Annotated in this window: 19 protein-coding genes; 11 read left to right on the forward strand and 8 right to left on the reverse strand. The window is 64.9% G+C overall.

What is annotated here, in order from left to right; genetic code table 11:
• Nucleotides 1-48 precede the first annotated feature (48 nt).
• On the forward strand, nt 49-1,203 hold the full coding sequence (locus tag DNA98_RS15190; RefSeq protein ID WP_110532234.1) for an MFS transporter: 1,155 nt from the start codon (nt 49-51) through the stop codon (nt 1,201-1,203).
• A gap of 95 nt (nt 1,204-1,298) precedes the next feature.
• Here the strand turns inward: DNA98_RS15190 and DNA98_RS15195 are convergent, their stop codons facing one another.
• Nucleotides 1,299-2,312, reverse strand: coding sequence for a LacI family DNA-binding transcriptional regulator (locus DNA98_RS15195; protein WP_110532236.1), 1,014 nt, complete (start codon nt 2,310-2,312; stop codon nt 1,299-1,301).
• Nucleotides 2,313-2,514: 202 nt separating this feature from the next.
• Here DNA98_RS15195 and DNA98_RS15200 point away from each other — a divergent pair, with 202 nt between their 5' ends.
• Genes DNA98_RS15200 through DNA98_RS15225 form a run of 6 tightly spaced genes read left to right on the forward strand, consistent with a single transcriptional unit; the run spans nt 2,515 to nt 8,411 of the window.
• Nucleotides 2,515-3,822: a sugar ABC transporter substrate-binding protein gene (locus DNA98_RS15200; RefSeq protein ID WP_110532238.1), complete on the forward strand. Its 1,308-nt coding sequence runs from the start codon at nt 2,515-2,517 to the stop codon at nt 3,820-3,822.
• Between the two features lie 50 nt (nt 3,823-3,872).
• Nucleotides 3,873-4,784, forward strand: coding sequence for a carbohydrate ABC transporter permease (locus DNA98_RS15205; protein WP_110532241.1), 912 nt, complete (start codon nt 3,873-3,875; stop codon nt 4,782-4,784).
• Nucleotides 4,781-5,602 carry a carbohydrate ABC transporter permease gene (locus DNA98_RS15210; protein WP_110532243.1) on the forward strand — a complete coding sequence of 274 codons (822 nt, stop codon included), beginning with the start codon at nt 4,781-4,783 and terminating at the stop codon, nt 5,600-5,602. Before DNA98_RS15205 ends, DNA98_RS15210 begins: the two co-directional genes overlap by 4 nt.
• 18 nt (nt 5,603-5,620) lie before the next feature.
• A complete protein-coding gene (locus tag DNA98_RS15215) occupies nt 5,621-6,637 on the forward strand; it encodes a zinc-dependent alcohol dehydrogenase family protein (protein WP_110532245.1) in 1,017 nt (338 codons plus the stop codon).
• Nucleotides 6,638-6,644: 7 nt separating this feature from the next.
• Complete coding sequence (locus DNA98_RS15220; RefSeq protein ID WP_110532248.1) at nt 6,645-7,415, forward strand: SDR family NAD(P)-dependent oxidoreductase; 771 nt, start codon at nt 6,645-6,647, stop codon at nt 7,413-7,415.
• Nucleotides 7,416-7,439: 24 nt separating this feature from the next.
• Nucleotides 7,440-8,411: a zinc-binding dehydrogenase gene (locus tag DNA98_RS15225; protein WP_110532250.1), complete on the forward strand. Its 972-nt coding sequence runs from the start codon at nt 7,440-7,442 to the stop codon at nt 8,409-8,411.
• Here the strand turns inward: DNA98_RS15225 and DNA98_RS15230 are convergent.
• Together DNA98_RS15230 and zapE are read right to left on the reverse strand one after the other, a co-directional pair.
• Entirely contained in the window at nt 8,408-9,553 is a 1,146-nt protein-coding gene (locus DNA98_RS15230) for a phosphopentomutase (RefSeq protein ID WP_110532253.1), read from the reverse strand. The two genes, DNA98_RS15225 and DNA98_RS15230, sit on opposite strands and share 4 nt — an antisense overlap.
• A gap of 142 nt (nt 9,554-9,695) precedes the next feature.
• A complete protein-coding gene (gene zapE, locus DNA98_RS15235; RefSeq protein WP_110532255.1) occupies nt 9,696-10,679 on the reverse strand; it encodes an AFG1/ZapE family ATPase in 984 nt (327 codons plus the stop codon).
• Nucleotides 10,680-10,783: 104 nt separating this feature from the next.
• On the opposite strand from zapE, the gene DNA98_RS15240 reads away from it, so the two are divergent.
• Together DNA98_RS15240 and DNA98_RS15245 are read left to right on the forward strand one after the other, a co-directional pair.
• On the forward strand, nt 10,784-11,038 hold the full coding sequence (locus DNA98_RS15240; RefSeq protein ID WP_110532257.1) for a glutaredoxin domain-containing protein: 255 nt from the start codon (nt 10,784-10,786) through the stop codon (nt 11,036-11,038).
• A 35-nt stretch (nt 11,039-11,073) separates the two neighbouring features.
• Entirely contained in the window at nt 11,074-11,952 is an 879-nt protein-coding gene (locus tag DNA98_RS15245) for a DMT family transporter (protein ID WP_110532259.1), read from the forward strand.
• On the opposite strand, the gene DNA98_RS15250 is transcribed toward DNA98_RS15245, so the two are convergent.
• From DNA98_RS15250 to DNA98_RS15260, 4 genes are all read right to left on the reverse strand, one after another.
• Nucleotides 11,933-12,640 carry a VIT1/CCC1 transporter family protein gene (locus DNA98_RS15250; RefSeq protein ID WP_110532261.1) on the reverse strand — a complete coding sequence of 236 codons (708 nt, stop codon included), beginning with the start codon at nt 12,638-12,640 and terminating at the stop codon, nt 11,933-11,935. The two genes, DNA98_RS15245 and DNA98_RS15250, sit on opposite strands and share 20 nt — an antisense overlap.
• An 80-nt stretch (nt 12,641-12,720) precedes the next feature.
• Nucleotides 12,721-13,329, reverse strand: coding sequence for a transposase (locus tag DNA98_RS15255; RefSeq protein WP_233493243.1), 609 nt, complete (start codon nt 13,327-13,329; stop codon nt 12,721-12,723).
• Entirely contained in the window at nt 13,248-13,544 is a 297-nt protein-coding gene (locus DNA98_RS18185) for a hypothetical protein (protein WP_233493244.1), read from the reverse strand. Before DNA98_RS18185 ends, DNA98_RS15255 begins: the two co-directional genes overlap by 82 nt.
• 232 nt (nt 13,545-13,776) lie before the next feature.
• Complete coding sequence (locus DNA98_RS15260) at nt 13,777-14,766, reverse strand: hypothetical protein (protein WP_110532263.1); 990 nt, start codon at nt 14,764-14,766, stop codon at nt 13,777-13,779.
• Nucleotides 14,767-14,865: 99 nt separating this feature from the next.
• Between DNA98_RS15260 and DNA98_RS15265 the strand changes: the two genes are divergently transcribed.
• Both DNA98_RS15265 and DNA98_RS15270 read left to right on the forward strand, forming a co-directional pair.
• Complete coding sequence (locus tag DNA98_RS15265; protein WP_110532265.1) at nt 14,866-15,531, forward strand: response regulator transcription factor; 666 nt, start codon at nt 14,866-14,868, stop codon at nt 15,529-15,531.
• Entirely contained in the window at nt 15,531-16,616 is a 1,086-nt protein-coding gene (locus tag DNA98_RS15270; protein ID WP_110532270.1) for a cell wall metabolism sensor histidine kinase WalK, read from the forward strand. The genes DNA98_RS15265 and DNA98_RS15270 overlap by 1 nt, the downstream gene beginning before the upstream one ends.
• 52 nt (nt 16,617-16,668) lie before the next feature.
• Here the strand turns inward: DNA98_RS15270 and DNA98_RS15275 are convergent, their stop codons facing one another.
• Nucleotides 16,669-17,100, reverse strand: coding sequence for a DUF411 domain-containing protein (locus DNA98_RS15275; protein ID WP_110532267.1), 432 nt, complete (start codon nt 17,098-17,100; stop codon nt 16,669-16,671).
• Nucleotides 17,101-17,289: the final 189 nt, after the last annotated feature.

Here is a 17,289-nt window from a genome sequence, read left to right on the forward strand (position 1 = left end):
CGGCTCCCGCGAAACGGGATCTCCAAGGAGCAGCGCTATACTCACCTCATGCCGGCGGAGCGCAGCCTTGTTCACTCGCGGATCGCCATCTCGGCCTATTTCGTGCTGCACGGATTGGCTACCGGAAGCTGGATCTCACGCATCCCCGCCGAACAGGAGTGCTTGGCCCTGGGCGCAGCAGTGCTGGGGATGGTGCTGCTAGGCAACACCGCCGGGGCGCTTTTGGCTGGGCTCACCAGCGGAGGTACGGTGAGCCGCTTCGGCAGCCGACACGTCACCCGTTTCGCGGCTATGGGCAGCCTTCTGACCCTAGCCCTGCTGGGTCTTTCGGGCCACGCCGTCGGCCTGTTTTTAGGGCTGGTGTTGTTCGGTTTGCTCCAAGGTACTCTCAACATCGCCATGAACACCCAAGCTGCCGCCCTCGAGGCCCGTTACGAACGTCCCATCTTCTCCTCGTTCCACGCCCTGTGGAGCGCCGGGGCCCTGAGCGGTGCCCTCTTGGGGGCAAGCCTGGCCGGGCTGGGACTTAGCCCTTCGCTGCACTTCGCCCTGGTCGGCGCCTGGGGGATCACGGTGGCTGCCTATGCCGGAAATTACCTGCTGGCGGCTTCGCTGTCGCGAAGCCGCCGGGCGTTTGTACTGCCCCGCGGAGGCCTGCTGGCCTTGGGCCTGCTGGGCTTTTGCGCAGCCATCAGCGATGGCGCCATCGCAAGTTGGAGCGGGGTCTACCTGCGCAGCCTGGGGGCACCCGAATCGGTGGCGGCGCTGGGCTTCGCGCTCTACCAGAGCATGATGTTTTTGGGGCGCTTCAGCGGGGATTACCTGGTAGCCCGCTTCGGCGCGGTGCGCTTGGTGCGCCTGGGGGCCTTGCTGGGCGGGTTCGGGCTGGCCTTCGCGGTGCTCACCCACACCGTGTGGGGCATCTTCGTAGGTATCGCCTGTATGGGCTGGGGCATGGCCACGGTCTTTCCCTTGATGTTCGCGGCCTCCGCGCGTACCCCGGGGCTGCCCCCCGCCCACAGCATGGCCAGCGCCTCCACCATGAGCACCCTGGGCGGGTTGGTGGGGCCGGTGCTCTTGGGTGCGGTAGCCGAGGTGGGCACGGTGCGGGCCAGTTTCGCGGTGGCGGCCCTGCTGGCTTGGATGGTGAGCTACCTGGCCTTTTCGCTAAGCAGCTACCGGGTGACCCCGGCGCGGTCTTAACTTGCAACGACCCTGCGAGGACGTGGAACGTATAGCGCTCCTCGAGCGTAACCGACGGGCTCTGGCCGGCACGGGATGCTTCGGGGGAAGCCGGCTTAGCGGTTGGGCGGTCCGCAGCTACCCCGGCGGATGAGCTTCCCCGGGAAGCGCCGCCGCACCACCTTGTCCAGGCTGCGACTCTCCACGGCCTCCAAAACGATCTCTACCGCAGCGCGGCCCATCTCCTCCACCGGCTGCTCGATGACGTCCAGGGGAGGCGTGACCAGGCTGGTCCAGGAGTAGTTGTCGAAGGTGAGCAAGGAGACGTCCTGAGGGATCGCCAAGCCCAGCTCCCTCAAGGCCCTAAAGGCCCCCGCAGCTTCGCTGCCGGTGAGGGAGAAAAGCGCGGTGGGAGGCTCAGGCAGGCGCATCAGCTCCAAGGTGAGCTGGTAGGCGGCCTCTTCGCTGCGCTCGATGGTGCGCCGGTAACGAGGGTCGGGGGAAAGTCCCACCGCCTGCATAGCCTCGGGAAAAACCCGCGAGCGCTCGTCAGGGGTGAGGACCGGGTGATAATCGCCCAGGGCGGCGATCCGCCGATGGCCCAACCCGTAGAGGTAGCGCACCCCTTCGAACACGCACTGCCGGCCATCCAGCATGACGTAGCTAAAGGGGCTATTGGGATAGAAATGGTCTATCTCCACGATATAGGTACCCCGCTCGTGCATCTGCTTGAGGTAGTCGAGGTTGGGCGAGCCGAAGGCCGAGCGGATGATCAGGCCGCTTACCCGCTGGCCGCGGAAGAGCTTGAGGTTTTGCAGCTCGAGGCCAGAGTCGTACTCGCTGTCGGCGATCATCAAAGCGTAGCCCCGCGCCCGTACCGCTCGAGCGATGCTGCGGGTCAGGCTGGCAAAAAAAGGCTCCACGATGTTGCCCACCATCAACCCGATGGTCTGGGTACGTCCGCGCCGGAGCCCTCCGGCGACCTGATCGGGCTCGTACCCCAACTCCTGGATGGCCTTGCGCACCCGCTCCAGGGTCTCGGGTTTGAGGAGGTGGGGCTGGTGAATAGCCCGTTTGGCCGTGGTAGGGGCAACCCCCGCCCGTTTGGCGACATCGAGAATATTGGCCACGTGACCATATTAACCGAACAGGGCTTGACAACCAAAGGGTGATATGGCTATCCTTATGGACACGAGACCATTGAGCAAGTCCTAAGCGCCCTGCGACGTCGTGCGTGCCCCGCCATTAGCTTTCGGCTAAATGGTCACGTGTCCATTGCCTTCTCAACCAAGCTGGTTGGGCAGTGCGGCGTTCCACCCCAGGAGGAAAGGTATGCGTCTGTGGAAAGCTCTGTTCATCGGCACGGGTTTATCGCTCTCGGCAGCCCTGGCCCAGACCACCATCACCATCGCCACCGTCAACAACCCCGACATGGTGACGATGCAAAAACTCAGCGGCGAATTTGAAAAGAAATACCCCGACATCAAGCTCAACTGGGTGGTGCTGCCGGAGAACGAGCTGCGCCAGAAGGTCACCACCGATATCGCTACCAACGCCGGTTCCTACGACGTGCTGACCATCGGCACCTATGAGACGCCGATTTGGGGCAAGAACGGCTGGCTGGTGGAGCTGAGTGGGTTGCCGGCCTCATATGACTTGGAAGACGTGCTCAAGCCGGTGCGGGCCGGGCTTTCCTATCAGGGTAAGCTCTACGCCCTGCCCTTCTACGCCGAAAGCTCGATGCTGTACTACCGTAAAGACCTCTTCGCCGCCAAGAAGCTCACCGTACCGGCCCAACCCACCTGGACCCAGGCCATTAGTTGGGCCAAGCAACTGCACAACCCCAGCGGCGGCGTTTACGGCATCTGCCTGCGCGGCCTGCCCGGCTGGGGCGAGAACATGGCCTTTATCACCACCTTGGTCAACACCTACGGCGGGCGCTGGTTCGACGAGAACTGGAAGCCGCAGATCAACAGCCCAGAGTGGAAGCGGGCCATCGGGCAGTACGTCGAGCTGGTCACCAAGTATGGCCCTCCCGGGGTGACCGGCAACGGCTTTACCGAGAACCTGACCCTGATGTCGGAGGGCAAGTGCGCCATGTGGATTGACGCCACCGTAGCGGCGGGCTACCTGGCCAACCCCAAGACCTCCAAGGTCGCCGACAAAATCGGTTTCGCCAAGGCCCCGGTAGCCGTCACCCCCAATGGCTCGCACTGGCTGTGGAGCTGGGCGCTGGCCATCCCCAAGTCCAGCAAGAAGGTGGATGCTGCAAAGACCTTCATCACCTGGGCGACCTCCAAGGAATACATCGAGCTGGTGGGCAACACCCAAGGCTGGGTCTCCGCACCTCCTGGCACCCGCTACTCCACCTACAACAACCCCAATTACCAAAAGGCAGCTCCCTTCGCCAAAGTAGTGTTGGATTCCATCAACACCGCCGACCCCACCAAACCCACCCTCAAGCCGGTGCCCTACACCGGGATACAGTTCGTGGGCATTCCCGAGTTCCAGGCCATCGGTACCCAAGTGGGGCAGTTCATCGCAGGGATCGTGGCGGGCAAGGCCAGCTTGGATGATGGGCTGAACCAAGCCCAAGCCGCCGTGGAGAAGCTGATGAAGGAAGCGGGTTACCTCAAATGAACTGCCGGGCCGGGTGGCCCTCCGGCCACCCGGCCCTCCCAAGCCGCCGTATGACCCGCGCTCTCGCCAAACCGCGATCCAGGCCGAACCAGCCCAGTACCCTCTGGCTGCTCGGCCCGGCAATGCTGGTGCTCATCGTCTGGACCCAAATCCCCTTTCTCCTGACGATCTATCACTCTTTTCGCCGTTTCGACCTCCTCAACCCCGAGCGCCAGGGCTACGTAGGGATTGGGAACTTTGTCTCGCTCCTCACCGACACAATTTTCTGGACCTCGATTGGGAACACCCTGGTGTTGGTAGGGGCGGTGCTGGTGGTGACGATTGTCCTCGGCCTATTCCTGGCGCTCCTTTTTTATCAGGACTTTCCCGGCAGGGCGCTGGCCCGAACCTTGGTCATCTCGCCGTTTTTCGTCATGCCGGTGGTCTCGGCGCTGATCTGGAAAAACATGCTGATGCACCCGGTGTATGGCCTTTTTGCCTGGATCGCCCAAAGCCTTGGACAAAAGCCGGTGGACTGGCTGGCGACTTACCCCATGCAGTCCATCGTGGCGATGGTCTCGTGGCAGTGGACTCCCTTTGCTTTGCTGCTGATTCTGACCGGCTTACAATCCCTGTCTAAAGAACAGCTCGAGGCGGCAAAAATGGACGGGGCAAGCCCCTGGCAGGAGTTCCGCTACATCATCGTGCCGCACTTGGCCCAGACCCTGAGCGTGGTGGTGATGCTCGAGACCATCTTTTTGCTCACCATCTTCGCCGAGATCTACGCCTCGACCTCGGGCGGGCCGGGCTTGGCCACCACCACCCTGCCCTACCTGATCTACCTCAAAGCCTTTGCCGAGTACCGCATCGGGGTGGCCGCAGCCGGAGCGGTGTTTGCGGTAATTCTGGCGAACATCGTGGCCGTTTTCGTACTGCGCTTGATCGGGCGCAACCTGCAAACCGCCAAAGGAGGCATGGCGTGAGCGAGGGCAAGCGCGTCCGCTGGGAACTGACCCTGCTGGCTTACCTGGCGGCGGGGGTGATGTTCTTCCCCATCTTCTGGATGTTCCTCACCGGCTTTAAAAGCGAGGGCGACGCCATCGCCATCCCGCCCAAGCTGCTGTTTACACCTACCCTCGAAAGCATCCGGGAAGCCCTCACCCGCAGCGACTACGCCCGGCACTTCCTCAACTCGATCATCTCGGCGTTGGGTTCTACGGCTTTGGCCTTGCTGCTGGCGATTCCCGCCGCCTACTCCATGGCGTTTTACCCCACCAAGCGCACCAACGGCACCCTCTTGTGGATGATCAGCACCAAGATGATGCCCCCGGTGGGGGTGATCATCCCGGTATACCTGATCTTTCGCGACCTGCGGTGGCTGGACAACATCTGGGCCCTGACCCTGATGTACGCCGTGATGAACCTGCCGGTGGTGGTCTGGACGCTCTACGCCTACTTCCGCGAAATCCCCCACGAGATCATGGAAGCAGCCCGGGTGGACGGGGCCGGCACCTCCCAAGAACTCATGCGCGTGCTGCTGCCGGTCTCCGGCCCGGCCGTCGCCTCCGCGGCCCTCTTGAGCATCATCCTGGCCTGGAACGAAGCCTTCTGGAGCCTGAACCTGACCTCAGCCCAGGCCTCGCCGCTCTCGGTATATGTGGCCTCGTTCAAGACCGCTGAGGGGCTTTTCTGGGCCAAGATGTCGGCGGCCTCCATGATCGCGATTTTTCCGGTGATGGTCATGGGCTGGCTGGCCCAGCGGCAGCTGGTGCGGGGCCTGACCTTTGGCGCGATCAAGTGAGGCCACGGGAGATACACCATGAAAGCAGCAGTGATTACCCGTCCAAGAACGCTCGAGCTTCAAGACCTCCCCCCGCCCAAAGCCGGAGCAGGCCAGGTGCGCATTCGGGTGGGGGCCACCGGGGTGTGCGGCACCGACCTGCACCTCTTCGATGGACATTTTCACGCCCAACTGCCGCTGGTGCCCGGCCACGAGATCGCCGGGGTGATCGACCAGGTGGGGCCAGGGGTGCGCGACCTAGAGGAAGGCCAGTTGGTGGCCCTCGACCCGGTGATCGCCTGCGGCCAGTGCTGGGCCTGCCGCCGCGGGCAACGCCAGCACTGCCTGCACTTCCAGGCCCTGGGGGTCACGCGGGCCGGGGGTTTTGCCCAGTACGTGGTGGCCCCAGCAGGAAATGCCTATGCGGTGAAAAACCTCAGCGCTGCCGAGGCTGCCTTTGCCGAGCCCTTGGGCTGTGTGGTCTGGGGCCTCTTGCGGCTGCGTCCCGAGCCGGGCAGCAACGCGCTGGTGTTCGGGGCTGGGCCGATCGGGCTGCTGTTGATGCAGGCTTTACTGGCCGCGGGAGTGGCCGCGGTGACGGTGGTAGACCCGGTGCCCGAGCGGCTGGCCCTGGCGAGAAGCTTGGGGGCTTGGCGCACCGTGCAAAGCGGCCCAAAGCTGAGCGAAGAGCTCCGCGATCTGGAACCCCACGGCTTCGACGTGGTGGCGGAGGCCACCGGAGTGCCCAGCGTGGTGGAGGCCATGCCGCAGTACGCGGCGGTGGGTGGGAAGATCCTGATCTTTGGCGTAGCCCCCGAGGAAGCCACGGTGCGGATCAGCCCTTATGACCTCTTCCAGCGCGACCTGAGCGTGCTGGGCAGCTTCTCGCTCAACGGCACCGTGCCCCAGGCCCTGGCCTGGCTCGAGACAGGCCGCGTGCAAGTCAAGCCCCTCATCAGCCACCAGCTATCCCTCGAACAGCTGGGCCTGGCCCTGGAGTACAAGGAACACCCTGGGATGGAAGGGGCCCTCAAGGTGCTGATCGTTCCCGAGTAGGTGGGATATGGTACTGGAGCAATTCAGGTTGGATAACCAAGTCGCCGTCGTCACCGGTGGAGCGCGGGGGATTGGGCTGGCCATCGCCACCGCCTTTGCCGAAGCAGGGGCCACCGTAGTCATCGCCGACCTCGAGGCCGCACAGGGCGAACAGAGCGCCCACGAATTGAGGGAGCGGGGCCTACGGGCCGAGTTCCGCCCGCTCGACGTCACCCAGTCGGCCCAGGCCGATGCTCTGGCCGGGAGCCTGGTAGAGCAGTACGGCCAGGTAGACACCCTGGTCAACAACGCCGGGATCTGCCGCAACACGCCCGCCCTCGAGACCCCCGACGAAGAGTGGCTACGGATTTTCGACGTCAACGTACACGGGGTGTTCTGGTGCAGCCGGGCCTTTGGACGGGTGATGGTCCGACAGGGGCGGGGCAGCATCATCAACATCGCCTCGATGTCGGGGATCATCGTCAACAAACCCCAGCCCCAGGCGGCCTATAACGCCTCTAAGGCCGCCGTCGCCCACCTCACCCGCTCGCTGGCGGCGGAGTGGGCCGGCGCCGGGGTGCGGGTGAACGCCATCTCCCCTGGCTACATCGGCACCGAGATGACCCGGCGAGGGCTCGAGAACCCCGAGTGGCGCAGCAGCTGGCTCGAGCTCACCCCGCTGGGCCGCCTGGGCGAGCCCTCCGAGGTAGCCACCTGCGCCCTCTTCTTGGCCTCCCCGGCCAGCAGCTACCTCACCGGCAGCGAGCTGGTGGTAGACGGAGGGTACACGGTCTGGTAGCGCGCCGAAACTCCAGGAGGAGACATGCGGGCAGTGATTAGCGAACCCCACCGCATCGCGTGGGCAGAAGCGCCCGAAGCCCGGCCAGAGGCGGGGGAAGTGCTGCTCGAGCCGCTGGCGGTAGGGGTCTGCGGCTCGGATATTCACGTCTTCGAGGGGCTACACCCCTTCGTGCGTTACCCGGTCTTCCCCGGCCACGAGGTCGCCGCGCGGGTGGTGGAGCTGGGTCCCGGCGTTGACCCTGCCTGGGCGGGGGCCTTGGTAGCCCTCGAGCCCTCCCTCACCTGCGGGCGCTGCGAAGCCTGCCGCAGCGGGCACTACAACATCTGCGAGAACCTCCGGGTGATGGGCTTTCAGGCCCCCGGCGCGATGGCCGAGCGCTTCGTGAGCCCCACCCAGAACCTGCACCGCCTCCCCGAGAGCTTCGACGCCGAACTCGGGGCGATGATCGAGCCGCTGGCGGTGGCGGTACACGCGGTGGCGCTGACCTCGGTACAGGGGAAGAGCGTCGCGGTGCTGGGCGCGGGAACCATTGGCCTCTTGGTAGCCCAAGTGGCCAAGGCCTATGGGGCAGCAAGCGTGGAAATCGTGGACCCGCTCGAGCCCCGCCGCAGGGTGGCCGAGACCCTGGGGTTGAGCGCCAAGCTCCCCGACACGGCCAAGTACGAGGTGATCTTCGAGTGCGTGGGGAACGAAAAGGCGCTCGAGGCCGCCATCCAGGGCATCCACAAGGGCGGCAGCATCCTCGTGGTGGGGGTGCATGGCAAGCCCGCTACCATCTCTGCCGGGCTCATCCAAGACTGGGAGATCCTGCTCAAGGGCAGCCTGATGTACACCTACAAGGACTATCGGGAGGCCATCCGCTTATTCGCCGCGGGCCAGGTGCAGGGGAAGCCGCTCATCACCCACCGCTTTTCCTTACAGGAGGTAAATGCGGCTTTCAATACCGCCTTGGAGCGAGAAAAAGCGCTCAAGGTGATGCTGGCTCGAGGTTAGATCGCCGTTCCTGGCCCGTCCCAGGTGAGCCCTAAGAGCTTAGCCCAAGTCGCGGCCAAGTCGGAGAAGGTGGCCCGCGTCCCCAAATCCCGCCCGGCCATCCCCGGCCCGGCCACCAGGAGCATCCCGTACTCGCGGGTGTGGTCGGTGCCGCGGTAGGTGGGGTCGTTGCCGTGGTCGGAGACGATAAAAAGATAGTCCTCGGGGCCAAGAGTGGCGAGCAGCTCGGGCAATCGGGCGTCGAACTCGGCCAGGGCCTGGGCGTATCCTGCCGGGTTGCGGCGGTGGCCGAACTTGGCGTCGAAGTCCACCAGGTTGGTAAAGACCAGGCCGCGGTAGGGCTGGCGCATCTGCTCCAGGGTCTGCTCGATCCCATCGGCGTTGTCCTTGGATTTGACCTCGCGGGTGAAGCCCCGGTGGGCGTAGATATCGGGGATCTTGCCAATCCCCACCACCTCCCATCCGCCCGCTTTGATCAGGTCCAGGACGTTGCGGGGAGGCTCGAGCGCAAAGTCCTTGCGCAGGTCCTCGCGGCGGTAGAAGCCCCCCGGCTCCCCCTCGAAGGGCCGGGCGATCACCCGGGCGCAGGCCAGCGGCCCCACGAGCATTTCGCGGGCCACGCGGCACCAGGCGTAGAGGGTCTCAAGCGGGATCCTGCCGATGTGAGCCGCCACCTGGAACACCGAGTCCGCCGAGGTGTAGACGATGGGCCATCCGGTCTTCAGGTGTTCCTCGCCGTAGTCGCGAATGGCCTCGGTGCCGGAGTAGGGGCGGTTCAAAAGCCACCCCCCCACCCCGATGCGCTCGGCGTAGCGCCGGAGAAACTCTTGGGGAAAGCCTTGGGGAAAAACCCGGAAGGCATCTTTTAGGTGAATTCCCACGAACTCCCAATGCCCCGTGGAGGTGTCTTTTCCGGGGTTGACCTCGCGCATCCGGCCAAAGGCCCCGCCGGGGTTTTCGGAGGGGGGCAGGGTATGGACGCCCGGTATGTTGCCCAGGCCCAAGGCCGCCAAGTTGGGCAGCTCGAGGCCGGTTTTGAGCACGGTGTGGTCAAGGGTGTCGGCCCCCTCGTCGCCGAAGGCCGCCGCATCGGGAAGGTAACCCAAGCCCACCGAATCAAGGACGATGGTGGTGATCTTCATGGGTTTATTATCCTGCTTTGGTGCGATCTATACCGGGGGTGGATACCGCCGCCAGGACCAGGCCGGGCGCTGGCAGCAAGAAGGCAGGGTGGCTGTGGGGAGATCTTCGCTTGGAGCGGCTCGAGGTCCACCGCGGGGCCCTTTAACCCACCCCCTCGGCCAGCAGTTCCGCCAGGCGCGATAAGCAGCGCCCGTACTTCTTGGCGAAGGCCCCGTAGCGGTAGGTCTCGGGAAAGATTCGCTCGAGCCCTACCCCGGAAGCCCGCAAGCCCACCCCTCGGTCATAGAGCTTGTCCACGAAGTGCACGAAGCGCAGCGCATCGTTCTGGTCGGGGATGGGGGCCAGGCCCTCGAGGTAGACCACCTCCAGCCCCTCGAACAGGTAACGGTAGCGGATGGGATGAAGGGAGCGCAGGTGGCCCAGCAGGTCCACGAAGGCGTCGTAGGTAGCAGGCCGGGTCTCTTGCTGGTAGAGCACCCCCAGCTGTTGGCGGTCCAGGGGCGCGGGAGGGCGCGCGGGGTCGCGGTGACGGTAATCTTCGCCGTCCAGGGTCTCTACGGCAAAGCGCCGGCTCAGGCTTTGGATTTGGATCTTGAACTGCTCGGCGTTGAAGCGCCCCTGCCCCAAGGCCCCCGGCGGGGTGTTGGAGGTGGTCGCGACCCGCAACCCTCTCTCCATGCACTGGCCCAAGAGGTGGGTGACCATCTGGGCGTTGCCGGGGTCGTCGAGCTCGAACTCGTCCACAAAGAGGTACTCGAGCCGAGAGAAGCGCTCCACTGCCCGCGAGAGCCCCATCAGCCCCACCGCGTAGGTGAGTTCCTCGAAGGAGAGGTAACCCTTGGGTTCAGGGGCCTCCCAAAAAGCCGAGACCAGCAGATGGGTCTTCCCTACCCCGAAGCCCCCGTCCAAGTAGATGCCTGCAGGGTTGGGCCGCTTGCGCTTGAACAATCCCTGGGGTTTGTCGTGTACCCAGCGGCGTAATCGTTCCTTAACCAGCTCCTGCGAGGGGTAGCGGGGGTCGGGCCGATAGCTTTCAAAGGTCGCGGCGCGGAAGCGCGGGGGCGGGGAGAACTGCGCCAGCAAGGTGTGCAGGTTGACCTCGGGAGAGCGTTGGCTCAGGCGCACCGCTCCATGTTAAACCCTTCGGGGTGTATTGGGGATTCGCTCCCACCCCTACGCCACCCGTATCCCCTCTGACTGGCGGCCCGTTAGGCTGCTACCCTGGAACCATGATCCGTGTCTATGGCCTAAGCGGCTGTGGCCCTTGCGAGGTCGTCAAGCTATTCCTCAAGCAGAAAAACCTGCCTTTCGAGTTCGTGGACGTGCAGGAACACCCCGAGGCCCGGCAAAAAGTCCTGGAGAGGGTAGGAACCCTTACCGCCGGGGTGGTGCTCGAGGTAAACGGCGAACCCATCGCCCTCACTGGGGTCTCGATCCCCAAGCTGGAAGCGTGGTATCAGGAGTACCTGCGCCGATGGCGCTGAGTCGGCGTGGGGAAGCTTTAGGTTAGACTAGCGCAGTGCGCGGTCATCTGTGGGGTCTGTTCTACCTAAACCTGGTCACGATTTTATGGGGCACCACCTTCGTAATCGTCAAGGGCGCGGTAGATGTGCTTAGCCCCAGCCTGATCATCCTGGGAAGGTTCCTGGTGGCGAGCCTGTGCTTTTTGCCCTTTACTCGCACCCTCCGCGACGACGAGCATAGCCAGAGGGTGCTTTGGCTGGCGGCCTTTGAGCTAGGGTTTTGGCTATGGGCCGGGTACGCCACCCAGGCCGTGGGGCTCCAGTACACCTCGGCTAGCCGAAGCGCTTTCATCACCGCGCTGAACGTGATCCTGGTGCCGATCATCCTGGGGTTGTTCGGGCGGCGGATCGGCCTTGCGGTGTGGGTGGCGGCAGTGCTGGCAGTGGCGGGGGTGGGGCTGCTCTCCTACGACGGCTCCCCGCCCAACCTGGGTGATCTCTGGACGCTAGGCTGCGCTTTCACCTACGCTGCCTACATCATCCGCCTCGAGGGCTATGCCAAACGCCTCCCGGCCCTTGGCCTCACCACCGTCCAGGTCTATGGCACCGCGCTGTTCGCTCTAGGTTGGGTGCTCGTGGAGCGTCCTCGAGTGGACTGGGGTGACTTTCCCTGGCTGGCCATTTTCTATCTGGGAGTCTTCGCCACCGCCCTTACCACGCTGCTACAGACTTTGGGGCAGGGCCGGGTCTCGGCGCCGGAGGCCGCGGTCATCTATGTGCTCGAGCCGGTATGGGCCTCGGTGTTCGCCTTCTTGCTGCTAGGCGAACGCCTGGGGGTGCAAGGCCTGGTGGGGGCCGCCCTGGTGGTCTCGGCCACGCTGATTGATAGCTTGCAGTATTACTGGCGCTCGAGAACTAGTGCTCGAGGCCGCTGATCAGTCGGGCCAATCCGTAAGCCGCCCCCGCGGCCAACCCGCCCACGAGTGCGGTCTGCCAGGCTCCGCGGAAAAGGGAGATCCCGGTGAAGCGAGCCTTCACCGTGCCGAAAATCAAGAGGGCCACCAGCGTTACCACTACACTCCAGACCAGGGCCGAGGCCAGCGGCAAGCGCAGCGCGTAGGGCAGTAGCGGGATCGCCCCACCGGCCACGTACGAGCCCCCAATGGTCAGGGCGCTGCACAGGGCCCTTCGGGGGTCGGGTTCTTCCAGCCCCAGCTCCTCTTTCATCATGAAGTCCACCCAGGTCTGAGGCCGGGCGATGACCGCTTGGGTGGCCTGCTCCAGTGGTTCACCCTCGAGCCCATAACCTCGGAACACCTGGCGCACCTCTTCGGTCTCAGCCTGGGGCAGTTCCTTGACCTCGCGCCACTCGCGCTCGAGTTCGGCCTGGTAGTGGTCGGCCTCGCTGCGGGCTGCCAGGTAACCACCTAGCCCCATCGCGATCGAGCCCGCCACCACCTCGGCAATCCCCGCGATCAGCACCACGAAGCTCGAGTCCACCGCTCCCGAGAGCCCCGCGGCCAGGGCAAAGGGTACGGTAAGCCCGTCCGACATCCCGATCACGATGTCCCGCACGGTGTCGGAGCCGGTGAAGTGTTGTTCGACGTGCACTCTAGAGTACATAAGCGCCTCCCTTTTGCAGCATCTCTCCGCCCGGTGACGAAACCAATGCCTTTTGGGGCTAGGATAACCCAAGTTGCTACCTAGACGACTTTTTCTGTGATTAGGCGGATGTTATGTGCCAGAACAAAGGAGAGGAACTTCAGGACAAAACCCTCCTGGGTCACTGCGTGAATCCGCCGAGGGAAAAGGTTGTTAAGCATGCCTCCCACCGTCTCCACCTCCCGCCGCCCCACGATGGCCAGGTACTGCAACCAGGGCACATACCGCTTGCTCCACGGCTTACGCCGAAAGGAGCATCTCCGCTTGCGAATGGGCATGACCTCCACCCCCGTGGCCTCCCGTAAAACGTCTTCCCATACGTAGCTCTCGTAGCCCCGGTCCAGGTAAAGCGGCTTCCCCGCCTCCACCTGGAGAGAGGACAGGTCGTGGAAACTGCCCGGGGTCAAGGCCACCTCGTGGACAAACAGGCCATCGTCCACCAGGAGGTGAAGCTTGAAGCCGTGGAAGTAGACCCGTCGGCTGAGCACAAAGCCCCGGTAGACCCGGCCTGGGGTCAGTCTGGACCGAGGCGCCCGGATGTTCTCACAGGTGGGGATAGGGAAGGTGTCTAGGGCGTAGCCCTGGGCCTGGCGGAGCTCCTTCCAGACCCTGGCCAGGAGAGGCAAGAGGGCGAGGAGATAGGGGGCCAAGGGGTGGAGCCTCCGAAGAGGAGGCGGGAGAAGAGGTGGAAATCGCGGGCGAAGGCCAGGGCCTCGCTGTGGTTGCCTTTGAAATGGAGGGCGGCGAGGATGGCCAGGGTGAGGATGACGCTGGAGGGGACTTTGGTCTGGGGGTCGTCCTTGTGGCCCATGAGGGGCAGGAAGTCGTCTATAATGCAGAAGGCCGCTATAGTGCTCATGAGCATAGCGGCCATCATTTTTTTCTGAACTGAGGATAGGTGGCAACTTGGGTTAGGATATCCCGCTCGAGGGGGGAGAACTGCCCGACCCTTTCGGTGCGGCTTGTCGTCATCGTGAGTGGGCCTGTACTCCGCTATCGCTACGCTCAGGAGGACAACGAACTGGTAGCCGTGCTCGAGCAGCTCCGGGAAACAAAGAAAGGGCCGAAATATCCGGCCCTTTCTATATCGAGCGAATCTACTCAGCCATCGGCTGACCGTTGAAGGTCACCTGGAAATCGCCGCAGCCGCTAAAGGCGATCCGCAAGGTGGACTGCTGGCCGGCCGGGTTGGTGTAGGTGTACACCTTCGCGCCCGAGTCGAAGTTGAGGATGCGCTCCGGAACCTGGCAGGCTGCGCGGTTCCAGTGCAGGTTGGGGTCGGTGTACCACTGCAAGGTGCGGGAGTTGTTGTCATGGTTCCAGACTGCGCTCCCTGGGCTGGCCTTGTCCACCACGATGGTCCCCGCCGAGAAAGGCTGGCCGGCATCCAGGGCGGATGGATCGGGGGTGTAGGTCTTGCTGACGTCAAAGACCAAGCTGCTGGTAGTGGTGTTGGAGAAGTTTTTCCGTTCGATGGTGTAGGTGTATTTTTTGAGAATCTGGTAGGTGCTGGTCTGGCGGCCCAGGGTGTAAGTGCCCTCCAGGGTCCGGGTTACCGAGTGGTTGGCGTCGCTGCTCACGCGGGCCTTGAAGCCCTGGAACTCCACGCTGTAGCCGCTCTCCGCCTGGGCATCGTTGGTGTCTTTGAGGGTGAGGGAGCCCTCGGTGTCGTAGGTCGCGCCCTGCGGGCCGGTGGCGCTACAGCTGAAGGTGATCGTGGCATTCACCGGCACCCCGTCGTCATCGGCGTCGGTCAGGTCGCCATCCTTGCGGATGGTGCAAGCGCCGCTGGCGGCATTCGGGATATAGTGCCCCAAAGCCTTGAGGATCAGGGTCACCCGGCGGGGCAGGCCCCAGCTTTGGGCGTTGGCTTCCAAGCTATCCACCCCCACGCTTTGCCGGCTAAGGCTGGCGGCGCTGGCATCGCCCAGCATGGCGCCAGTTAGGCTAAGGTCGCCCAAGGCCGTTTCCGAGAGCGTTTGTGCATCCTGGGAGGTCTCGGGGCGCTCTGCAGTCTGGCTACCGCAGGCGGCCAGGAGAGCCACCAGCCCAAAGGTGAGGAGCTTTATACGGAGATCGGGGTTCATGTGCACCTCCGGGGCCTAGCTTGATGCCGATACCTGAAGGGAACGAGTCCCTCATGCTGAACTCATCCTGAAGCTCCCTCGGATAAGCTGGGGGTACGTATGGCTCGAGTGCTTTTGGTGGACGACGACCCGGCGATCCGCGAGGTACTAGGGGCTTACCTGCGCCAGGAAGGCTACGAGGTGGTAGAGGCCGTAGACGGGCTAGAGGCGCTGGGAAAGATCCCCCAGGCCAACCTGGTGGTGCTCGACCTGATGCTGCCCCGGCTCTCGGGCTGGGAGCTGGCCCGCGAACTCCGGCGCGACTACCCCGAGCTGCCCGTTTTGATGCTCACCGCCAAAGGCGAGGAGGAAGAGCGCATCCGAGGGCTCGACTTAGGGGCCGACGACTATGTGGTCAAGCCCTTCAGCCCGCGCGAGGTGGTGGCGCGGGTGCGGGCGTTGCTGCGGCGCAGCGGGCTGAAGGACGAGTTGGTGTTTGGCGACCTGGTCCTGAGACCCGCCGAGCGCGTAGCCCTGCTGAACGGGGCTCCCCTACCGCTGTCGCGGCTGGAGTTCGACCTGCTCCTGACCCTGGCCCAGCACCCCGGCCTGGTGTGGAGCCGCGAGCGCCTGTTGGAGCGGGTTTGGGGGAGCGACTTTCCCGGGGTGGACCGGGTAGTGGATGTGCACATCGCCGGGCTGCGCAAAAAGCTGGGGGAGGACGGCGAAAAGCCCCGCTACATCGAGACCGTGCGCGGGGTGGGCTACCGCTTCCGGGAGGAATGATGTTCACGCGGCTGTTCCTGACCCACCTGCTGGCGGCCTTGGTGGCGGTGGTGGCGCTGCTGGGCTTCGCCGAGTGGCTGGCCCCGCGCTTCTACCAAAAGCACATCGAGCAGATGGCGGCGGCCATGGGACCGCAAGGCCCCGACCTGCACGCCGACCTCGAGCGCGGCCTGCGCTCGACCCTCACCGCCGCCTGGCTGGCCTCGCTGCCGCTGGCCGGGCTGCTGGCGGCGGGCACGGCCTGGGTGGTCTCGAGGCGGGTCAGCCACAGCGTGCGCCTACTGGCCCGCGGCAGCCGGGAGATCGCCCAGGGGCATTACCGCAACCGCCTGAAGGTTCAGGGGCATGACGAGCTGGCCTCGCTGGCCCAGGACTTCAACCGCATGGCCGAGGCGCTGGAGCGGGTCGAGCAGAGCCGCATCGAGCTCATCGGCTCCGTCGCCCACGAGCTGCGCACGCCCCTGGCCGGTTTGCAGGGCTATGCCGAAGCCTTGGCCGACGGGGTGCTGCCACCCGAGCAAGCCGCCGACCGCATCCGCCACGAGGTGCGGGCCATGCGCCGCTTGGTCGAGGATTTGTCGCTGGTCTCGAGGGTCGAAGCCGGCGCGGTAGAGATTCGCCCCCAGGCGCTCGATCCCGCCGAGGCCCTCAGGCAGGCCGCCGAGCGCTTCGCCCTGGCCTTCCGCGAGCAGGGGGTGGCCCTGGAGCTGGAGCTACCCGCGCAACTGCCCGCCGTCCGAGCCGACCCCGAACGCCTCCAGCAGGTGCTATCCAACCTGCTCTCCAACGCCCTGCGCCACACCCCGCCCGGCGGGGAGGTGGGGCTGAAGGCCGAGCCAGCGCGGGGCGGGGTGCGCTTCAGCGTGCGCGACACTGGCCCCGGCATACCCCCCGAGCACCAGGCGCGGGTCTTCGAGCGCTTCTACCGCGTGGACCCGGCCCGCAGCCGCCAGGAGGGCGGGAGCGGGGTGGGCCTGACGGTTGCACGGGGCCTGGTCGAGGCCATGGGGGGCAACATGGGCCTCGAGAGCGAGGTCGGGCACGGCAGCACCTTCTGGTTCACGCTGCCGCCAGCCCGGTCCTGAGCCCTGTCGCGCTCTTCCTCGCGCTGCGCCTGATCCGGTGGGAAGGGGCGCCCTAAAGCGTCATGAAGGGCTCGAGCCGCTCTTTGACGAGGGCCAGCACCCGGTAGGGCTGGGTCTTGGGGCCGGGCATCCCCGGCGTGCCCGAGGGCATGCCCGGCAGGGCGATCCCGTCGATCCTGGGCCGCTCGCGCAGCAGCTTCTGGAGGGCGGCCAGCGGAACGTGCCCCTCCACCGTGTAGCCCGCGAGGCGCATGGTGTGGCAGCTCTGGGCCTCGGGCGGGATCCCGTAGCGGCGCTTGAGGGGGCTGAGGTCGTCCTGCAGCACCACCTTCACCAGGGCGCCCTGTGCCTGGAGGAACTTCACGTACTCCCCGCAACAGCCGCAGGTGGGCGACTTGTAGAGGGTGGCCTCGAGGCCCTTCAGGGCACTCCCCTGCTGCGCCAGGGCTCCGCCGGCCAGGCCCAGGGCGAGGCCGCCGAGCATCTTCAGCGCTCGTCTTCGGTCGGGTGTGTCCTGAAAATAGGCAAACAGCCTAAACTGTTGGAATGAGCGAAATACGGGAACGGATGCATCAGTTGGTGGATGAGTACGAGCGGCTGGGAGAGGGGAAGAATATAGCCGAGCAGGAGTTGCTGGTGATTGAGTTTGGCAAACAGATCCAGCGGCTGATGA

The organism is Meiothermus sp. Pnk-1, assembly GCF_003226535.1.
GTDB lineage: Bacteria > Deinococcota > Deinococci > Deinococcales > Thermaceae > Allomeiothermus.

Coding starts and splice junctions, on each gene's coding strand:
- DNA98_RS15190 (WP_110532234.1), top strand. CDS start 49: ATGCCGGCGGAGCGCAGCCTTGTTCACTCGCGGATCGCCATCTCGGCC.
- DNA98_RS15200 (WP_110532238.1), top strand. CDS start 2,515: ATGCGTCTGTGGAAAGCTCTGTTCATCGGCACGGGTTTATCGCTCTCG.
- DNA98_RS15205 (WP_110532241.1), top strand. CDS start 3,873: ATGACCCGCGCTCTCGCCAAACCGCGATCCAGGCCGAACCAGCCCAGT.
- DNA98_RS15215 (WP_110532245.1), top strand. CDS start 5,621: ATGAAAGCAGCAGTGATTACCCGTCCAAGAACGCTCGAGCTTCAAGAC.
- DNA98_RS15220 (WP_110532248.1), top strand. CDS start 6,645: ATGGTACTGGAGCAATTCAGGTTGGATAACCAAGTCGCCGTCGTCACC.
- DNA98_RS15225 (WP_110532250.1), top strand. CDS start 7,440: ATGCGGGCAGTGATTAGCGAACCCCACCGCATCGCGTGGGCAGAAGCG.
- DNA98_RS15230 (WP_110532253.1), bottom strand. CDS start 9,553: ATGAAGATCACCACCATCGTCCTTGATTCGGTGGGCTTGGGTTACCTT.
- DNA98_RS15240 (WP_110532257.1), top strand. CDS start 10,784: ATGATCCGTGTCTATGGCCTAAGCGGCTGTGGCCCTTGCGAGGTCGTC.
- DNA98_RS15250 (WP_110532261.1), bottom strand. CDS start 12,640: ATGTACTCTAGAGTGCACGTCGAACAACACTTCACCGGCTCCGACACC.
- DNA98_RS18185 (WP_233493244.1), bottom strand. CDS start 13,544: ATGCTCATGAGCACTATAGCGGCCTTCTGCATTATAGACGACTTCCTG.
- DNA98_RS15260 (WP_110532263.1), bottom strand. CDS start 14,766: ATGAACCCCGATCTCCGTATAAAGCTCCTCACCTTTGGGCTGGTGGCT.
- DNA98_RS15265 (WP_110532265.1), top strand. CDS start 14,866: ATGGCTCGAGTGCTTTTGGTGGACGACGACCCGGCGATCCGCGAGGTA.
- DNA98_RS15270 (WP_110532270.1), top strand. CDS start 15,531: ATGTTCACGCGGCTGTTCCTGACCCACCTGCTGGCGGCCTTGGTGGCG.
- DNA98_RS15275 (WP_110532267.1), bottom strand. CDS start 17,100: ATGCTCGGCGGCCTCGCCCTGGGCCTGGCCGGCGGAGCCCTGGCGCAG.